Source organism: Aneurinibacillus aneurinilyticus ATCC 12856 (assembly GCF_000466385.1).
GTDB lineage: Bacteria > Bacillota > Bacilli > Aneurinibacillales > Aneurinibacillaceae > Aneurinibacillus > Aneurinibacillus aneurinilyticus.
Map to the genome: position 1 here is coordinate 24,889 of NZ_KE952746.1, position 16,586 is coordinate 41,474.

15 protein-coding genes are annotated in these 16,586 nt (G+C 45.0%); 3 read left to right on the forward strand and 12 right to left on the reverse strand.

Annotated elements, in window-relative coordinates:
• Window positions 1-5 precede the first annotated feature (5 nt).
• Both HMPREF0083_RS07645 and HMPREF0083_RS07650 read right to left on the reverse strand, forming a co-directional pair.
• Window positions 6-1,121, reverse strand: a complete 1,116-nt coding sequence (locus tag HMPREF0083_RS07645; protein WP_040301930.1) for an MFS transporter — start codon at window positions 1,119-1,121, stop codon at window positions 6-8.
• Between the two features lie 246 nt (window positions 1,122-1,367).
• The gene (locus tag HMPREF0083_RS07650) at window positions 1,368-1,823 is read right to left on the reverse strand and encodes a GNAT family N-acetyltransferase (RefSeq protein ID WP_021620627.1); all 456 of its coding nucleotides are present in this window, start codon (window positions 1,821-1,823) and stop codon (window positions 1,368-1,370) included.
• Between the two features lie 189 nt (window positions 1,824-2,012).
• On the opposite strand from HMPREF0083_RS07650, the gene HMPREF0083_RS07655 reads away from it, so the two are divergent.
• The gene (locus tag HMPREF0083_RS07655) at window positions 2,013-2,984 is read left to right on the forward strand and encodes a carbon-nitrogen hydrolase family protein (protein ID WP_021620629.1); all 972 of its coding nucleotides are present in this window, start codon (window positions 2,013-2,015) and stop codon (window positions 2,982-2,984) included.
• Between the two features lie 57 nt (window positions 2,985-3,041).
• Here HMPREF0083_RS07655 and HMPREF0083_RS07660 read toward each other — a convergent pair whose 3' ends face one another.
• From HMPREF0083_RS07660 to HMPREF0083_RS07670, 3 genes are all read right to left on the reverse strand, one after another.
• Window positions 3,042-4,253: an aminotransferase-like domain-containing protein gene (locus HMPREF0083_RS07660; protein ID WP_021620630.1), complete on the reverse strand. Its 1,212-nt coding sequence runs from the start codon at window positions 4,251-4,253 to the stop codon at window positions 3,042-3,044.
• Window positions 4,254-4,335: 82 nt separating this feature from the next.
• A complete protein-coding gene (locus tag HMPREF0083_RS07665) occupies window positions 4,336-4,902 on the reverse strand; it encodes an isoprenylcysteine carboxyl methyltransferase family protein (RefSeq protein WP_021620631.1) in 567 nt (188 codons plus the stop codon).
• A 7-nt stretch (window positions 4,903-4,909) separates the two neighbouring features.
• Complete coding sequence (locus HMPREF0083_RS07670) at window positions 4,910-5,968, reverse strand: type III polyketide synthase (protein ID WP_021620632.1); 1,059 nt, start codon at window positions 5,966-5,968, stop codon at window positions 4,910-4,912.
• 107 nt (window positions 5,969-6,075) lie between these two features.
• Between HMPREF0083_RS07670 and HMPREF0083_RS07675 the strand changes: the two genes are divergently transcribed.
• Entirely contained in the window at window positions 6,076-7,239 is a 1,164-nt protein-coding gene (locus HMPREF0083_RS07675) for a cation:proton antiporter (protein WP_021620633.1), read from the forward strand.
• 36 nt (window positions 7,240-7,275) lie between these two features.
• Here HMPREF0083_RS07675 and HMPREF0083_RS07680 read toward each other — a convergent pair whose 3' ends face one another.
• Together HMPREF0083_RS07680 and HMPREF0083_RS07685 are read right to left on the reverse strand one after the other, a co-directional pair.
• A complete protein-coding gene (locus HMPREF0083_RS07680) occupies window positions 7,276-8,133 on the reverse strand; it encodes a tyrosine-type recombinase/integrase (RefSeq protein ID WP_021620634.1) in 858 nt (285 codons plus the stop codon).
• Between the two features lie 59 nt (window positions 8,134-8,192).
• Window positions 8,193-8,963, reverse strand: a complete 771-nt coding sequence (locus HMPREF0083_RS07685; protein ID WP_021620635.1) for an NAD-dependent protein deacylase — start codon at window positions 8,961-8,963, stop codon at window positions 8,193-8,195.
• Between the two features lie 234 nt (window positions 8,964-9,197).
• On the opposite strand from HMPREF0083_RS07685, the gene HMPREF0083_RS07690 reads away from it, so the two are divergent.
• On the forward strand, window positions 9,198-9,788 hold the full coding sequence (locus HMPREF0083_RS07690; RefSeq protein WP_040301933.1) for a guanylate kinase: 591 nt from the start codon (window positions 9,198-9,200) through the stop codon (window positions 9,786-9,788).
• A gap of 260 nt (window positions 9,789-10,048) precedes the next feature.
• Here HMPREF0083_RS07690 and lpdA read toward each other — a convergent pair whose 3' ends face one another.
• The 5 genes from lpdA to HMPREF0083_RS07715 all read right to left on the reverse strand — a co-directional run bounded on the left by lpdA (window position 10,049) and on the right by HMPREF0083_RS07715 (window position 16,342).
• Complete coding sequence (lpdA, locus tag HMPREF0083_RS07695) at window positions 10,049-11,428, reverse strand: dihydrolipoyl dehydrogenase (RefSeq protein WP_021620637.1); 1,380 nt, start codon at window positions 11,426-11,428, stop codon at window positions 10,049-10,051.
• A gap of 17 nt (window positions 11,429-11,445) precedes the next feature.
• Window positions 11,446-12,699: a dihydrolipoamide acetyltransferase family protein gene (locus HMPREF0083_RS07700; RefSeq protein WP_021620638.1), complete on the reverse strand. Its 1,254-nt coding sequence runs from the start codon at window positions 12,697-12,699 to the stop codon at window positions 11,446-11,448.
• 76 nt (window positions 12,700-12,775) lie between these two features.
• Entirely contained in the window at window positions 12,776-13,810 is a 1,035-nt protein-coding gene (locus tag HMPREF0083_RS07705) for an alpha-ketoacid dehydrogenase subunit beta (protein ID WP_040301935.1), read from the reverse strand.
• 32 nt (window positions 13,811-13,842) lie between these two features.
• On the reverse strand, window positions 13,843-14,835 hold the full coding sequence (locus tag HMPREF0083_RS07710) for a thiamine pyrophosphate-dependent dehydrogenase E1 component subunit alpha (protein ID WP_021620640.1): 993 nt from the start codon (window positions 14,833-14,835) through the stop codon (window positions 13,843-13,845).
• Window positions 14,836-15,040: 205 nt separating this feature from the next.
• Window positions 15,041-16,342 (reverse strand): NCS2 family permease, encoded by a 1,302-nt coding sequence (locus HMPREF0083_RS07715; RefSeq protein ID WP_021620641.1) that lies wholly within the window; start codon window positions 16,340-16,342, stop codon window positions 15,041-15,043.
• Window positions 16,343-16,586 lie beyond the last annotated feature (244 nt).

Here is a 16,586-nt window from a genome sequence, read left to right on the forward strand (position 1 = left end):
TCCTCCTACGCTTTCTTCTTGCTAAAGCCCGGCATTGAGATGCCTGTATTCGTATCAATTGGTGCGTACGGATCTTTCGTACGTGGATTCAGCATGTTCATCTGGCGCATAGCGCGCAGTTTACGGCGGCAATCCCAGCAATACTCCGCCAGATAACTGCCGTCCTCAAGTTGCAGGTCGAAGCTGTTATCCTGCAGGATGCTGACAACGTCTTCGATTTGCTCCTGTGCAGCATACGATGTGCCGCAACGCTTACAGCTGTGCATCGGAATATCCTCCCCTACTTGGTAGTTTAGCGGTACCGCAGTCGCCAATGGGCGCAGCGGGAAATGAAACAATTTGCCGAATGGAAAATAAATAAGCAGTGTAATAACCGTTAGTTGATGAATCATCGAAATTGTCATATACAGCGTGCCATGAAACAGCACGGCACTCATCGTAAGCGCAAGGCCTGTGAGTGTCACCGCCAGCAGGATGAACAGCGGTACAAGGTCAAATTCAAAGCGCTGCGTTACCTGTAGATCGCGGTCTTTAATCCGGCGATAGAACATCATGGATAACCCGATAAGGCACATGGCAGCAGTCCAGTTCAGTCCGTTATAAATCATAAAAGCAGGCCAGCCTTCCACATCCATTACGAATGTTTTCAATCCAAGCACCGATACAGCGTAATGATTCGGGTCAACGAGTTCGAAGTGAAACCACCCGAAAACAAGACCGAATGTAATAATGAAGGAGCCGATGCACCCATAGGCGACCAACAGGTGCTGAATACCACGGTATAGCCCGCGTTTAAAAATGAATTTTTGCAACACAATATTTTCGAACAGCGTGACCGTGATAGCTTTCCATGTGCGCCGTTTCCTTGCTTTATTCTTCAAGTTTTTCCGGCTTCGTCCGTCCACCCGTCGGGTTGCAGGACGCATGGCGAAAGCGACAATACGGTAAACAAGGCCGATGAAACAGACAGCGGCGGCGACCATGTAGCCGGAAAGCGCCAAATCAATATGTTTAAATTGATTTGTGCCAAAAAACATCGTGATAAACAGAAACAGGATGACAATGAAGGAATACATGCTGGCACGAGAATAAAATGATTTTTCAAGTGAAAAAAAGTTCATGCTTTCACTTCCCTTTTTTGTTTGCATATGGCTTTGTAAGTAAATGGTCGTTTGGTTACTTTCATCCTAAAAAATTTCACGTGCTGTGGGTGTGATATTTTTCACACTGTAGTCATCTTTCACAATTTGGTCATGAAGCTGTGGCATATTGTTGAAGCCCAATAAAAAAACCGACCCTTTCTATTTTTGAAAGAATCGGCCTTGCAATAATGTATTTCTGAATATTCCATTCAAATGTTCATATATTTACTTTATTTCGTAATTTAGCCAAACCGCCTTCTGTGCCCCCATCTTGTCATATAAGGATTGGGCAACCATGTTATCATGAGCTGTTTCCCATATCATATGTGAATAGTCGTTCTCTCTAATATACGAAAGGCACGTTTGAAAAAGCTTTTCGCCAAGCTTCTGTCCTTGTATATCCGGTACAACAAATAAATCATAAAGAAAAGCCATCCGTTTTGCTTCCAGAGTGTTAAAAGTAAAATACAGCGTAGCGAATCCAACGATTTTCTCTGATGGTGTTACAGCGACAAACTGCCTTCCTTCCCATGGATTATCAAGCAAATGATTCACCAACTTATCAAGGGCTCCCTCTTCCGGACGAGGACACTTGTAAAAATCGACAATATACTGGTACATGACATCAAGCAATTGTGGAATGTCCTCTTTTGCAGCAGGTCTAATATTTACAGCTTCCATTATATCTTCCCTCCAAAATAATAGTTTCAAATGCTTTATTAAAATTATAAAAGCAATTTACATGCCAATACTTGAAATGGATGAGATAAAAATAATGGCATTGGATGAATACAAAAAGCATGATTTACTTTATCATCTATCATATAGACTTTTATTATTTGAATTTTCCGAAAAGGGGAGAAAAACAAATTGACTACTCAACAACATCATGTACGTGTAGCTGTCGTCCAAGCCGCTTCTATTATTATGGAGCGGGAAGCAAGCACGGAAAAAGCAGTTTCATTAACCCTGCAAGCAGCAGAAAAAGGAGCCAGACTCGTCGTATTTCCTGAAGCCTTCATTCCGGCTTATCCCCGGGGGCTTAGCTTCGGAACAAAGATCGGAAGCCGAGCGCCGGAAGGAAGAAAAGACTGGCTGCGCTACTGGGAAAATGCGGTTCCTGTGCCGAGTGAAACGACCGAAAGATTAGGGGAAGCAGCTCGTCAGGCCGGTGTCTATCTTGTAATCGGCGTAATTGAAAGAGACAACGAATGTAGCGGTGGGACCGTATATTGCACGGTACTATTCTTCGGACCGGATGGAACATTGCTCGGAAAGCATCGCAAGCTAAAACCTACGGCCTCTGAACGTATCGTTTGGGGAGAGGGAGATGGAAGCACCTTACCGGTTTTCGATACACCTTTTGGGAAAATAGGTTCGTTAATTTGCTGGGAAAATTATATGCCGTTAGCCAGAATGGCAATGTATGCTAAAGGGGTTCAAATTTATATCGCTCCTACAGCAGATGCTAGGGATGTATGGCAGTCTACAATCCGCCATATTGCTGTGGAAGGAAGATGTTTTGTTTTATCGTGCAATCAATATGTTACGAAAGATATGTACCCCAATGATCTGGCCTGCTACGACGAGCTGGCTTCTTCTCCACATGAGATGAGTTCAGGTGGAAGCGCAGTTGTTGGCCCATTAGGAGACTATATTGTTGAGCCTGTTTTCGGTCGCGAAGACATGCTGATCGCCGATCTGGATATCCGTGATGTCGCTTATAGTCAATTGGATTTTGATGTAGTGGGGCATTATGCAAGACCTGATGTATTTCAATTGCTTGTGAATGAAGAGAAAAAAGAAAGTGTAAAATGGTTGAAGCCAACGCCCTTTGCATAAAACCGACTTTATCATAAAAAAAGAGAGCCCGTTTGCTCTCTTTTTTTATGTCCTTACTTATACTGTCGCCTTATCTTTCGGAACGGTTTCATACGCTTCTTCCAATACACGAACCAACTGGTTCATGCCATACTCGATTTTTTCCGGCACAGCATGTGTAAAGTTTAAACGGAATGTATTGTGCTTTGGTTCACAAACATAGAACGGAGAACCTGGCACGTATGCTACGCCATTCTCAACTGCTTTAGGCAACAAATCTTTCGTATTAATGCTTTCGTGCAATGCAACCCAGAAAAACATGCCTCCCCGCGGCACCACATAGTCAAGCCCTGGAAGATGAAGCCGTTGCAGTTGACCGAGCATCACTTCCATCCTTTCTTTATATACAGCACGCAGTGTTGCAATATGGGAATTCAAGTCAAAGTCACGAAGCAGATAATACAATGCCTGCTGATCAATGGAGCTGGAATGAAGATCTGCAGCCTGTTTCGCCTGTGCCATCATTCGAATAATTTGATATGGTCCCATTACCCATCCTGTACGTAGCGCTGGTACGACCGTCTTAGAGAACGTGCTCGTATACAGGACAGTCTCTCCGTTGTCAAGAGATGCAAGCGTAGTATAATTAGCTGCTTCATCAAATTGAATTTCTCCGTACGGATCGTCTTCAAAAATAATGACATTGTATTTTTTTGCTAAATGAAGCAAATGTTTACGGCGCTCAAGCGACCATACTTTTCCGACAGGGTTTGAGAATGTCGGTACGATATATACGAATTTAGGTAAATGAGATTTCATTTTTTCTTCTAAATCCTCCGGCAACATGCCGAATTCATCAGATTCGACCGGCACCACTTGGGCTTCGTATGATTGGAATACTTGAAGCGCTGCCAGGTACGTAGGATTCTCTGTCAGAATCACATCACCGGGATTAAGCATAATACGGGAAAATAAGTCGATCGCTTGCTGAGACCCGGTCGTCAGCAAAACGTTATCCGCATCCATCCGAATTTGTTTGCGTACAGCCATTCGGTCTGCCACCGCTTCACGCAATGGTGTATATCCTTCCGTTAAACCGTACTGCATTGTATGTTTTCCGCCTTCAAATACACGTTTGTACGCTTCTTCTACCGCATCAAGCGGGAATAAATCATCATCGGGCAATCCGCCAGCAAATGAGATGATATCCCCCTCGCCGACCACTTTGAGGATATCCCGTACTGCGGATGATTCAAAATTGCGAGTCCGTTGTGCAAATGCGTACTTCATTGTCCAGCCACCTCGATTGATTTGCTTTTTTAAATATTAAAAATACATTATACCTTTTCAAAGAGAATGGCAAGACTTTTGCTTATTTTTCTTCAGGATTCTTTGGTATAAAACGGGAACAATCGCTCATAACGGAAGCATAATCCGTATATTTCGCAAGGCCGCATTCCTCCACACGTATGCGATAAAGCAGCATCCATGCATTCAACATGCTGAATAACCCAAGCGTTACGTATGCCTCAAACAACAGCGGAATGAGGGCAAGTTCCAGGATAACGGCCATATAATTCGGGTGGCGCATAAACCGGTAGGGTCCCCGCTTCACTACATGGGCACCCGGCACAAAAATAATGCGTGTATTCCAATAGGGGCCAAGCGACGTAATAGCCCAATAGCGAATGAATTGTACAATAAGGAGCACACAGGCAATAAACGGCCACCAATCTAATACAGGATAGCCCCGGGTGGCCGTTTCTATCCACAATGACAGAAAAAAACCGATATGCAGCATAACTATCCACATGTAATGCTCTTTCCCTATCTCTACTCCGCCCCGGCCCTCCATCCACGCCTGATTACGTTTAGCAACACGAAGCTCAAGCAAACGCTGGGCAATCAATAATATAAAAACGGTATAAAAAACGAACAACTGCGAGTCACCCCCTTACAAGCAACATCTCCGAGCTAAAACCCGGCCCTAACGCGGTAACAATTCCATATTCTCCAGGCGCAATGCCTTGCTTAAGGAAAACCTGCAATACGAAAAGAACAGTCACGGATGACATATTGCCAAACCGGCGTAGAATGTCGAGTGCATGGGAAAAATAAAAAGGCTCGACGCCCAGCATCTCCCTGTACGCTTCAATCACTTTTTTACCGCCGGGATGTGCAATGAAATGACGAATATCACGCTGTGTCATGCTATTCCGTTCAAAGAATTCGGTCATATTCGGTCTAAGGAGCTGATCGACAAGCGCCGGAATATCACGGGAAAAAATGACCTTTAGTCCGTTCTCATTAATCTCCCATCCCATAACATCACGGGTATCCGGCCAAAGCGTGCTCATCGTATCGATAACCTGTAGCTGTTTTCCGTTTTCCTGTATGGTGTTCTCACCCTCAATGAGTACAGCGGCGGCACCGTCAGCAAATAACGATGTGGCCACCAGATTGCTCTTCGATTTATCTTCACACTGGAAGGTAAGGCCGCAACATTCGACTGCAATTAAAAGGACACGCTCATGAGGATAGGCGGTTACATAATCAGCAGCCCTTGAGAGTCCTGCTGCACCACCCGCGCATCCAAGTCCCCAAATAGGTGTGCGTTTCGTGTGCGGATTCATGCCCAGCTCATTTATGATACAGGAGTCAATGCTTGGAGTAGCGATTCCTGTCGTGGAGACAAACAAAATATGATTAATATCTGCAACGCTTTTCCTGGCCTGCGCTAGGCAATCTTTCACTGCTTCTACACCGAGGCGGACAGCCCATTTTTGAAACAAAGCATTTTTTTCGGAGAACGTATGCTTCGCGCCGAACCATTCCAGCGGAACACAAAAATGCCGCGTCTCTACCTGACCATTACGAAAAATCGGCAGCAGACGGTTAATGTCTCGGAAAGAGTCCCCAAACAGATGGCGCGCAAATTCGCAGATTTCAGTTTGCTTGAGAATATGCGGTGGGACCGATGTCCCTACAGCGGTGATACGGGCCAAATCACATCGCTCCTTTGCGTACTATGTATATATTTCTTATTTATACCCGTAAAGCTGATAGGAAAAACGGCAAACAAATCATTACACAAAAGGAATGAGGAAAATCCATGTTATTCTTCTTCGAATTGGTTGTCATTCTTTTAAGCACAAAGCTCGCCGGGGATATAAGCGTCAGACTCGGCCAACCTGCTGTCCTCGGAAAACTAATTATCGGGATTATTATCGGTCCTGCTTTACTTGGCTGGATTGAAAAAACTACACTAATTGATGAATTAAGCACGATCGGTGTGCTGCTTCTCATGTTCATGGCCGGGCTTGAGACGGATATTAAGGAACTGAACCGCAATCGTAACTCGTCACTAGCCGTAGCAATAGGAGGCATCGTATTACCTTTCATCGGCGGATATGTGATGGGTCAATTAACAGGGCTGGAACCGGCACATTCCACTTTTCTGGGACTTCTGCTATGCGCTACATCTGTAAGCATCTCTATACAAACATTACGCGATTTAGGTAAAATGCACACGCGCGAAAGCACGACGATTCTAGGTGCCGCAGTTGTAGACGATGTACTGGTTGTCATTTTATTGGCGTTCGCTATGAGTTTTCTCGGCGGCGAAGATGTCAGCCTGGGCGCAGTTATCGGGAAAAAGGCTTGGTTCTTTATTACAATTTTCTTCATCGGATGGAAGGTAGTCCCGTGGATCATGCGCCTTCTGGCTCCTTTAAAAGTTACCGAATCCATTATTAGCGCAGCGCTTATCATATGTTTTTCATTTGCCTATTATGCTGAATTGTTGGGCATTGCGGGTATCATCGGTGCATTTGCCGCCGGTATCGCCATCTCACAAACAGCATATAAGGAAGAAGTCGAACATAAGTTAGAACCGATTGCATACGCAATTTTTGTCCCAATTTTCTTCGTTAGCATCGGTATGGAAGTATCCTTCACAGGAATTGGAAATCAATTATGGTTTATTATCATTCTAACGTTTATTGCCATTCTGACAAAGCTGGTAGGGTCCGGACTCGGCGCCCGGATGACTGGCTTTCCCCGCCGCTCCTCTCTTGCGATTGGCGCCGGCATGGTATCACGCGGTGAGGTTGCCCTTATTATCGCTGCGATTGGTTTAGAATCACATCTGCTGGCTCAGGAATATTTCACACCTATCGTTATCGTGGTAATTCTCACGACGATCGTAACTCCTCCAATGCTCAAAATTTTATTTTCTTCCAATAAACCATCCGCAACAAAAAAGGCACTCAAATGAGCGCCTTTTTTAACAAAGTTATTTCTACACTGTATATTAACGATGCGCTGCTACTTCTTCCATAATATGCTCCGGAAGAATAAGCTGTTCAATGCCAAGCATATCTGCCACCTCATCCTTGCTATACCCACTGAACAGCTGATGAACAACAAATGTATTGCGTAATTTTTGCGCATGAATATGCAGACCGGCTTTCTTACCAAGCGTATTTAAAATAAACTGCATGCTTCTTGGACTCATTCTTTCCCCTTGACGGGAAGTGAATACGAATGTTGTATCACCTGACATTTCTCGGTGTCCACGTAAATAACGAGCGTCACGTTCATTCAACACAATACGGCGCAGGTTCCCAAGCGAAATACCGACAATCGCACTGCCACCCTGCCAAACAATTTCATTCCATAGCAAATTAGACGCTTCCTGAATGCGAAGACCTCCCCAAAGAAATACAGTAATGAGCGCCATATTACGTAAATAGAGGGCTTCATTGTTTTTCGATGCAGCATCCTGCTCGATTGTATGAAATAAAAAATCGAGTTCTTCATCCGTTATATAGAACGCCTGCTCTTCCTTCTCATCCCGGCGGCGTTTTAGTTTCGCACACGGATCAAGACCAATGACGCCTTTCAACCATAGAAAATGAAAATATGACTTCAGTGCGGAAATTTTTTTATTCACCGTCGATACTTGCCGACCGACTTTTAATTCTTCTTCAATAAATTGGGTAACAGTAGAATAACCGATATCATGCAATTCTATATGAGGATGCACCCGCCCCAACCAAGCAAAAAAAATCGTCATCTCCATCATATAAGAGTGGATAGTTAAGTCAGCACGCATCTGTTCCATTAAATATTTTTCATATTCATCATGGTAACCAAAATGAAAACTCATTGTTTTTTACCTTCCTTTTGGAAGTATTTGATTTTTTACTTATACGTAGTATTATAATACTATATGTGTATTGATAGCCGTTTTGCAATACACGACAGTGTCGGTCCAATCTCTGCATGTAGTACAATGTCAAAATATTTGTCCATCTGGGTCGGTTCGCGGTTAATAATTGCTGTCATCTTGGCCGCGTCTGATGCCGCTGCACCTGGAAGATAGTTCACAGGCGTTACCTCAAGCGAGGAACCTAGCGTTAAAAACAAATCGCAGTTTTCAACCGCGGCAAATGCATCTTCCAGCCCTTCCACCGGATCACCGAATAGAACAACGGCAGGGCGTAATACCTGCCCGCATATCCCACCGGATAATCGTTTAATACAACGAGGTACTTCATGCTCTTTAACGTAGCTTACGTCATACTGTTCAACACATGAAGGGCAATATGCCTTTTTGATTGTGCCATGAATTTCCAGCACATGGCCGCTTCCCGCCGCCACATGCAAACCGTCCACATTTTGCGTAACTACAGTTATGTGCTTGCCTGTTTCCTCTAACGCTGCCAGAAAATAATGACCTCGGTTCGGCTTAATTTCTCCTTCAATTTTAACGCGAAAAATATCTTTGAATGCAGGCCAGAAACGGTCTGGATTACGACGCAGATATGAAGTAGACATCATATCCATCCGGCTTACATCCTCCGTCCATATTCCTTCTGTTGAACGAAAATCAGGAATGCCGGATTCGGTACTTATACCGGCACCTGTCAATACTACAATGCGATCCGCCTTCTGAATCGCCTGTGCCAGCATCTCTACGCTCTCTGCTTCTGTCATGCTCACTATCCTCCTTTGCTTCTTTTACACGCATGTTTTTATACATAGTATTTATGTACATTTTATTTTACTGAGTTTTCGCTTCTATCTCAAACCCTCTCGTTCGACATTAATATATAATAATATCTAATTATTTTATATTTTTTGACAATATACTTCTTAGGACTCAAGACATTACAAAAAAACTTCAAATACAATAAAAATAAGTCTCTATTTCAACAAGGAGGGTTGTCCATGTACGAGTTGCAGGCACACGAAAGAATTTTCGTTTTTACGGGCCCCTATGGCGCAGGACGTAAGACAGTTGCGGATATGGTCGGTGAAACGCTGGGGATGCAGCGAGTCATTCCTTATACTACCCGTCCCCGTCGCTCAGTTGAAGTAGACGGACAAGATTATCATTTTGTTTCTCCAGAACAATTTGCGCAAATGAAGGCAAACGACGTATTCATCGAAACGATAGAGCTTGATCATATTATGTATGGCATCAAAGAAAGCGATATTGAACACGATTTACAAAAAAGCGGGGTCATCTACTTGATCCTCAATCATTATGGCGCCGATGCTTTAAAGCGTCTATATGGAGACAAAGTTATTCGTATCTGTATTCATACGGATCCGGACACCATCATGAAAAAACAGCGTACACGCGGGTATTCTGATGAAGTTATTCGTCGTCATTTAAAATACTACGAAAAAGAAAACGCTTACAAATCACAATGCGAACATTGTTTTGCAAACAATGAGCTTGCACATACCGTATTTGCCGTATCAGAAACAATCGAGCCGTACTTGGGTCGTAACCTTATGCCGGATTATCAATAAACCACAGAAAATCAGCAAGGCTTAATCAATAAGAAAAAAGAGCCGGAGGACACATTCCTTCCGGCTCTTTGCTTATAATCCAATAAAAAAGCTGTTAGATAACCTTCTCTCGTGTAAGACAATGCTTATGAACCAGCATAAAATAAACAAAAGACCCGGACGTTACATATTCACAAGCGCTGAAAATCTATAAAAAACTTCGAAAAATCAACATCAAAATTCAAGCGATGAAACGATAATATGTTTGCAACAACTGTCTGCTATATATGCACTGCTGCCCCTTTGGCGGCGCGAACCGCTTCATGAATAGCTTCCGCAAGCGTCGGATGGGCAGCGATGAAATCGTCCAGCGTATCCACCGTCATTTCTCCGTGTATCATTAATGTTCCTTGTCCAATCAACTCTGTGGCTCGCGGTCCAACAATCGAGATACCAAGAATCTCCTGAAATACCGGCTCCGTAATTACTTTTACTTTCCCGATTTGTTCCTGAAGAATAAGCGCTTTACCGTTTGCACTAAACGGAAATTCGCTCACTCGTATATCACCGTATTGCTGGCGGGCTTGTCGCTCCGTCAATCCGACGCTCGCCACTTCCGGCCAAGTATAAATACAGCGTGGGATCGTATAGCTATGAGCCTGATGCGATCCGCCGCAAGCATTTGCTCCTGCTACTTCTCCTTCATGGAAAGCAAGGTGTGCGAGCTGAATACCACCTATAACATCACCACAGGCATAAATATGCGGAACGCTTGTGCTCATATTATCACTAACCTCAATACCTCGCTCCGTCCATATCACACTTGTATTCTCCAGCCCGAGCTGTGCCATGCGCGGCTTACGCCCGACAGCGACCAGTACACGTTCCGCCTGTACTTCAATCTGTTCATCTTTTGTTTGAATAACGACGCTTTTCTTAGCTTTGTCCAGTTGTTGTACAGCAGCAGCCGTATGCAGTGTGACTCCATCGGACTGTAGCTGCTTTGCCAGTATGGCCGCAATATCCTCGTCTTCTCCCGGCAGAATGGAATCAGCCATCTCGACTATAGTTACTTCGCATCCCAAACGACTGTATATGCTGGCAAACTCACAGCCGATGACTCCGCCGCCGACAATGAGGATTGACTTGGGCAAATATGGCTGCTCAAGAGCATGTGTGCTGTTTAAAATCCACTCTCCATCGAATGGTGCAAATGGAAGTGCAATCGGTTCGGAGCCGGTTGCAATAATATAACGTTCCGCCTCAATGTCTTGCACTCCTTCTTTTGTATGCACCTGTAATTTGTAATTGTTAATAAAAGTCGCCATTCCCTGTATGACTTCAATTTGATTTTTTTTCATCAAATATTGAATGCCCAGTACAAGCTTTTTCACCGTTTTATCTTTGTATTTCTGTATCCGTTTCCAATTAATGCGTACCTCTCCACCCAGTATCTCAATGCCAAAATCCGCCGCCCGTTTCACCCGCTCATACATCTCTGTGCTTTCTAACAATGACTTGGTCGGCATACACCCTTCATTCAGGCATGTACCGCCAAGCGCCATTGCTTCGATTAGTATAACGCGTGCTCCTTGACGCGCTGCTGTAATCGCTGCGACGTATCCAGCTGGACCGCCGCCAATGATCGCAATCGTATTCACCTCTCTCCCTCCCGCTCCTAGAGCAGCATCCGGTATGGATGCTCCAAATATTCTTTAATCGTATGAAGAAATGCGGCAGCGGGAGCGCCGTCCAACACTTGATGATCAAATGTTAGACTTAATGGCAAAAGGCTTCGTCGATGTAACAAATCCCCTACATAAACCGGCATATCGTGTGCCACGCCCACACCTAGAATTCCTGTTTCGGGCGGATTTAAAATCGGGGTAAACGTCTCGATATGATAAGCACCGAGATTTGTAATTGTGAAGGTCGACCCTGACATCTCCTCCGGATTCAGTTGATTCTTTCGGGCCCGCTGACTAAGATTTCGAATTGTGCGTGACAATTCTAGGACAGACATCCGCTCCGCATGACGGATGACCGGAACGACCAATCCGTTTTCTAATGCGACGGCCATTCCTAGATGAACATGACTGTACGTTTTAATGCCATGCCTAGTATAAGTACTATTCATTTGTACATGCTCCTGAAGCGCTCGTACAACCGCCCGGGCGATAAAATCGGTTACTGTCAGCCTATCCCCTGCTTCCCGGCTGTTTTCCACCTGATTTGCCGCCTGTTTTTTTAATGCCAGCAGGTCTGTGACATCCACCCGCATAGTCATCGTAAGCTGAGCGCTATTACGCAGGCTTTCATGCATCCGTTCCGCAATAATTTTGCGCATGCCGGTCATTGGCACAAGTTGTGTGGCATCTTCGTGATGTGCTTCCAGGGAGACGACCTGCTGTGCAGTAGCCACTTCACCATTTTTTCCTTCTTGAATCGCCTTTTCCACATCTTCTTTCGTAATGCGACCACCTGGTCCCGTTCCAGCCAGCCCTTCAATATTCAAGCCAGCTGCAACCGCTATTTTACGAGCCACAGGGGAGATTTTCACACCGGCCTTTCGTAAGATTGGCATAGAGGATGAACTTTCGGATACGTTGCTTGTCTGTTCTTCTGTCTCTTGTTCTGATAGCTGCTGTGGAGCGGAAGATGCGGTAGGCGTTGCTGCTTTTACAACTTGCTCCCCCGAATGACCGATATGTCCAATAGCCGTTCCGATGGGCACTACTTCTCCAGCTTCCACCGCAATCTCCAGCAGCACGCCGTCCACGGGCGCTTCCACTTCCATTTCGATTTTTTCTGAACTGATTACGACGACAACATCACCTTTATTTACTTCGTCGCCTGCGGCTTTTTTCCATTCTACGACGGTTCCTTCTTTCATGCCCATGCCAAGCTTTGGCATGATGACGTCCGCTGCCATATTCTCACCTTCCTCACTCTATATAATCTTTTGGTGATAATAAACAAGAAAATTCCCACTATACAGAAAATTTATTTTATACTGCAAGAATTGATTCGTCGCCAATTAATTCCGATACGACCTTGATGACTTTTTGTGAATTTGGCAAGTAAGCGTCTTCAAGCACTGGCGAGAATGGAACGGGCGTATGTGGACCGGTAATCATCTTAATCGGCGCATCCAATAGATCAAAACCTTTGTCTGCGACAAGCGCGGAAATATCAGTAGCCGCACTGCAACGCGGGTTTGCTTCATCGATCACGATGAGACGACTTGTCTTGGCAACTGAATCAAGAATTGTGTCTTCATCAAGCGGAGAGAGGCTTCGCGGGTCCACAACCTCTACTTCAACCCCTCTGCGTGAGAGTTGTTCTGCCGCTTCCATTGCAGTATGAACTTGTTTACCGATAGCAACAATCGTTATATCGTTGCCTGCCCGTTTAATATCGGCCTGACCAAGCGGAATGGTATACTTACCTTCTGGCACTTCGCCTCTCATGTTGTATAACGTTTTATCCTCAAAGAAAATAACGGGGTCGTTATCCTCGATGGAAGCCAGTAATAATCCTTTGGCATCATACGGCGTTGCTGGCACGACAACTTTGATTCCTGGAATATGCGTAAACATAGCGTACAAACTTTGTGAATGCTGTGCCGCTGACCGATAGCCGGCCCCATGCATCGTACGAATCGTTATCGGAACTTGCGCCTTGCCGCCAAACATATACCGAAGCTTAGCCCCCTGATTCATCACCTGGTCAAGACAGCATCCGATAAAGTCGTTAAACATCAACTCGGCAATCGGCCTGAGTGCGGTAGCGCCAGCGGCTACCGCAGCACCAATGTACGCCGCTTCACTGATGGGCGTATCAAGCACCCGCGTGCGGCCGAATTCCTTCGCCAGCCCTTTCGTGACACCCATAACGCCGCCCCACGCTTCATCTTCGAACAAATGGTCTACATCCGCACCCCCGGCGATGTCTTCCCCCATCAGAATGACATCCGGGTTCTCCCTCATGGCAATTTGCATCGCTTCGCGAACCGCTTCTGAAAATGTAATTTGTCTTGCCAATTCAAACACCTCCGATTTTAAATTGATAAAATTTAATAGGATACGTACACATCGGTATACAAATCGTCCTCACTTGGATACGGACTTTGTTCAGCAAACATAATCGCTTTTTCCACCGCCTCCTCTACCTGCTGATCAATGTTATCCATTTCGCTTTCGTTCATTACATTCGCGTCAAGCAAATAGCTCCTGAACATGGTGATGGCATCCTGCTCATTCAGATGGTTACGCCGTTCTTCCTCTGCTTTATATTTCTGCTGGTCGCCTTCAAAGTGGCCGTAATTGCGATATGTTCTACACTCGATAAGGGTCGGTCCTTCGCCGCGCCGCGCACGCTCCACCGCTTCTTTGGCCGCATCGTATACAGCTATCATATCCTTGCCGTTCACGATGACACTTGGGATGTTGTATGCTGCCGCTCTATCGGCAATGTTCGTGCAACTGGATGCGTAGTGAAACGGTGTTGCTTCCGCGTAACCATTGTTCTCGGCTACGAATACGACAGGAAGCTGCCAAATAGCCGCAAGATTAATACCTTCATGAAATGTGCCTTCATTATTTGCTCCATCGCCAAAGAAGCAGACGGTTACCGCACCGGTTTGTTTAATTTTCGCTGTTAACGCTGAACCGCATGCAAGCGGAAATCCGCCACCGACGATACCATTCGCCCCAAGCATTCCTTTACTAACATCTGCGATATGCATGGAACCGCCTTTTCCTTTACACAATCCTGTTGCCTTGCCGAATAATTCTGCCATCATACCATCAAGTTCGCATCCTTTTGCAATACAATGACCGTGACCTCGATGGGTACTGGTGATACTATCATTCTCATCTAGATGTGCGCATACCCCAACCGCTACCGCTTCTTCTCCTGCATACAAATGTACAAACCCCGGAAGCCTGCCTTCACTAAACAAGTCGTGAACCCGATTTTCGAACTTGCGAATCTCTACTGCCTTTTGATACATCCACTGTGCCTGACTTTTGGATAGTTCATGATTTTGCGTCTGTGCCATACTCATGCAAAGCTCCTCCTTTAAGCGGATTTGTCTTTTACATACACGCAAACCTCATGCCAATCTGGCAACGCTTACAAACCAGCCTTTCCTGTCTTCTCGTCGTTTCAATAATGGGAATAAATGAGACGCTGTCTCGCTTTGTCTCATTTTATCTCACAAAAAAACCTTCCCTGCAGGAATCAGGTCCGACAAGGAAGGTTTTTATTCATTATATGCCGATTGCGTGAAATATGAAGTTAAGCAGAAATAAACCAGCAATCAAATAAAACAATACGGTAACTTCTTTTCCCTTGCCGAGCGCAAGCTTCAATAACGGATAAATAATAAATCCGAAAGCAATTCCGTCTACGATACTGTATGTGAGCGGAATAAGCGCAATCACTAAAAACGCGGGAAACCCCTCAGAAAAATCCTGAAAATCAATGTTTCGCACACTCTGGATCATAAGCCCGCCAATAATAATAAGGACAGGGGCAATCGCGCTATCCGGAATCAGTCTAATAACCGGAATAAAAAAGAAAGACAGCAAAAACAGCAGACCGGTAACAATGGCTGTAAGCCCTGTTTTTCCTCCCGCTGCGATGCCTGCTGCACTCTCTACTGTAGCTACTGTAGGGCTGGTACCAAAGAAACCACTTGCAATGACAGAAAGAGAAGTCGTCCGCATGGCTCGATCAAACGCTTCCGATTTATCCGCCATGCGAAGCTGGCTGTGAATAAGACCGATATTTTCAAAAACAACTACAAGCGCCAAGGAAAAAGAGGCGATCCAGAACGCCGCAGACGCAACATTATCCAATGACATGGCGCCAAACACCGACCTGTATTCGCCAGATGAAAATCCGACGTGCCCCACCTTCTTGCTATCAATTTGTCCGAATAAAGCAGCCAGAGCTGTACCGAGCAGAATGCTGATTAAAAAATTTCCTGGCACATTACGAGCAAATAAAAATACGGTAATAAGAAGTGTTACCAATGTCAAAAGCACAGATGCACTGCTGAAATCTCCCAATGCCACGAACGTAGTCTGGCTGGCGACTACAATTCCGCCTTTCTGCAAGCCGATAAAGGCGAGAAATAATCCGATACCTACTGTAATCGCTTCCTTCAGCGATACCGGAATTGCTTGTGCAATCTTTGCCGCAAGCGAAGTGAAGGAAATGATCGCCAACAACAGGCCGGATACAAAAACAGCCGCAAGCGCCTCCTGCCAGGTTAATCCCATTCCTTGTACAAGCGTATATGAGAACAGGGCATTTATGCCCATTCCTGGCACAAGAACAATAGGCGCATTGGCTCCAAATCCCATAAGAAAGCAGCCAACGAATGAAGTTAAAATCGTGGCAATGATTCCTGCTTCTACGGGAATTCCTGCATCGGACATAATCGACGAATTCACAGCGATAATATAGACAATCGTAAAAAAAGAAACCGTGCCAGCCAAAATTTCTTTCCTAACCGTCGTACGGCTTCCCGTTAAACGAAAGTATTTGTCCAGCAACTTCTGCAATGCATACCCTTCCTTCTATATAGCCCCTCGCCCACCCATTGTATCAAATGATATATGCACTTATATCACCATTGTTACTCATTCTAACAAAGCCCATTCCTTTTTTCTATAATCAAATGTATCTCTCCCCTCTCTCACGTATATAAATTACACTTAATATTTTGACAGAGTAGCGTCGGTTCGTCTCCCGCACCCAAGCATAGAGGGCCACTTTTTGCCTCGGCCAGTCGGGACCGCAAAACAT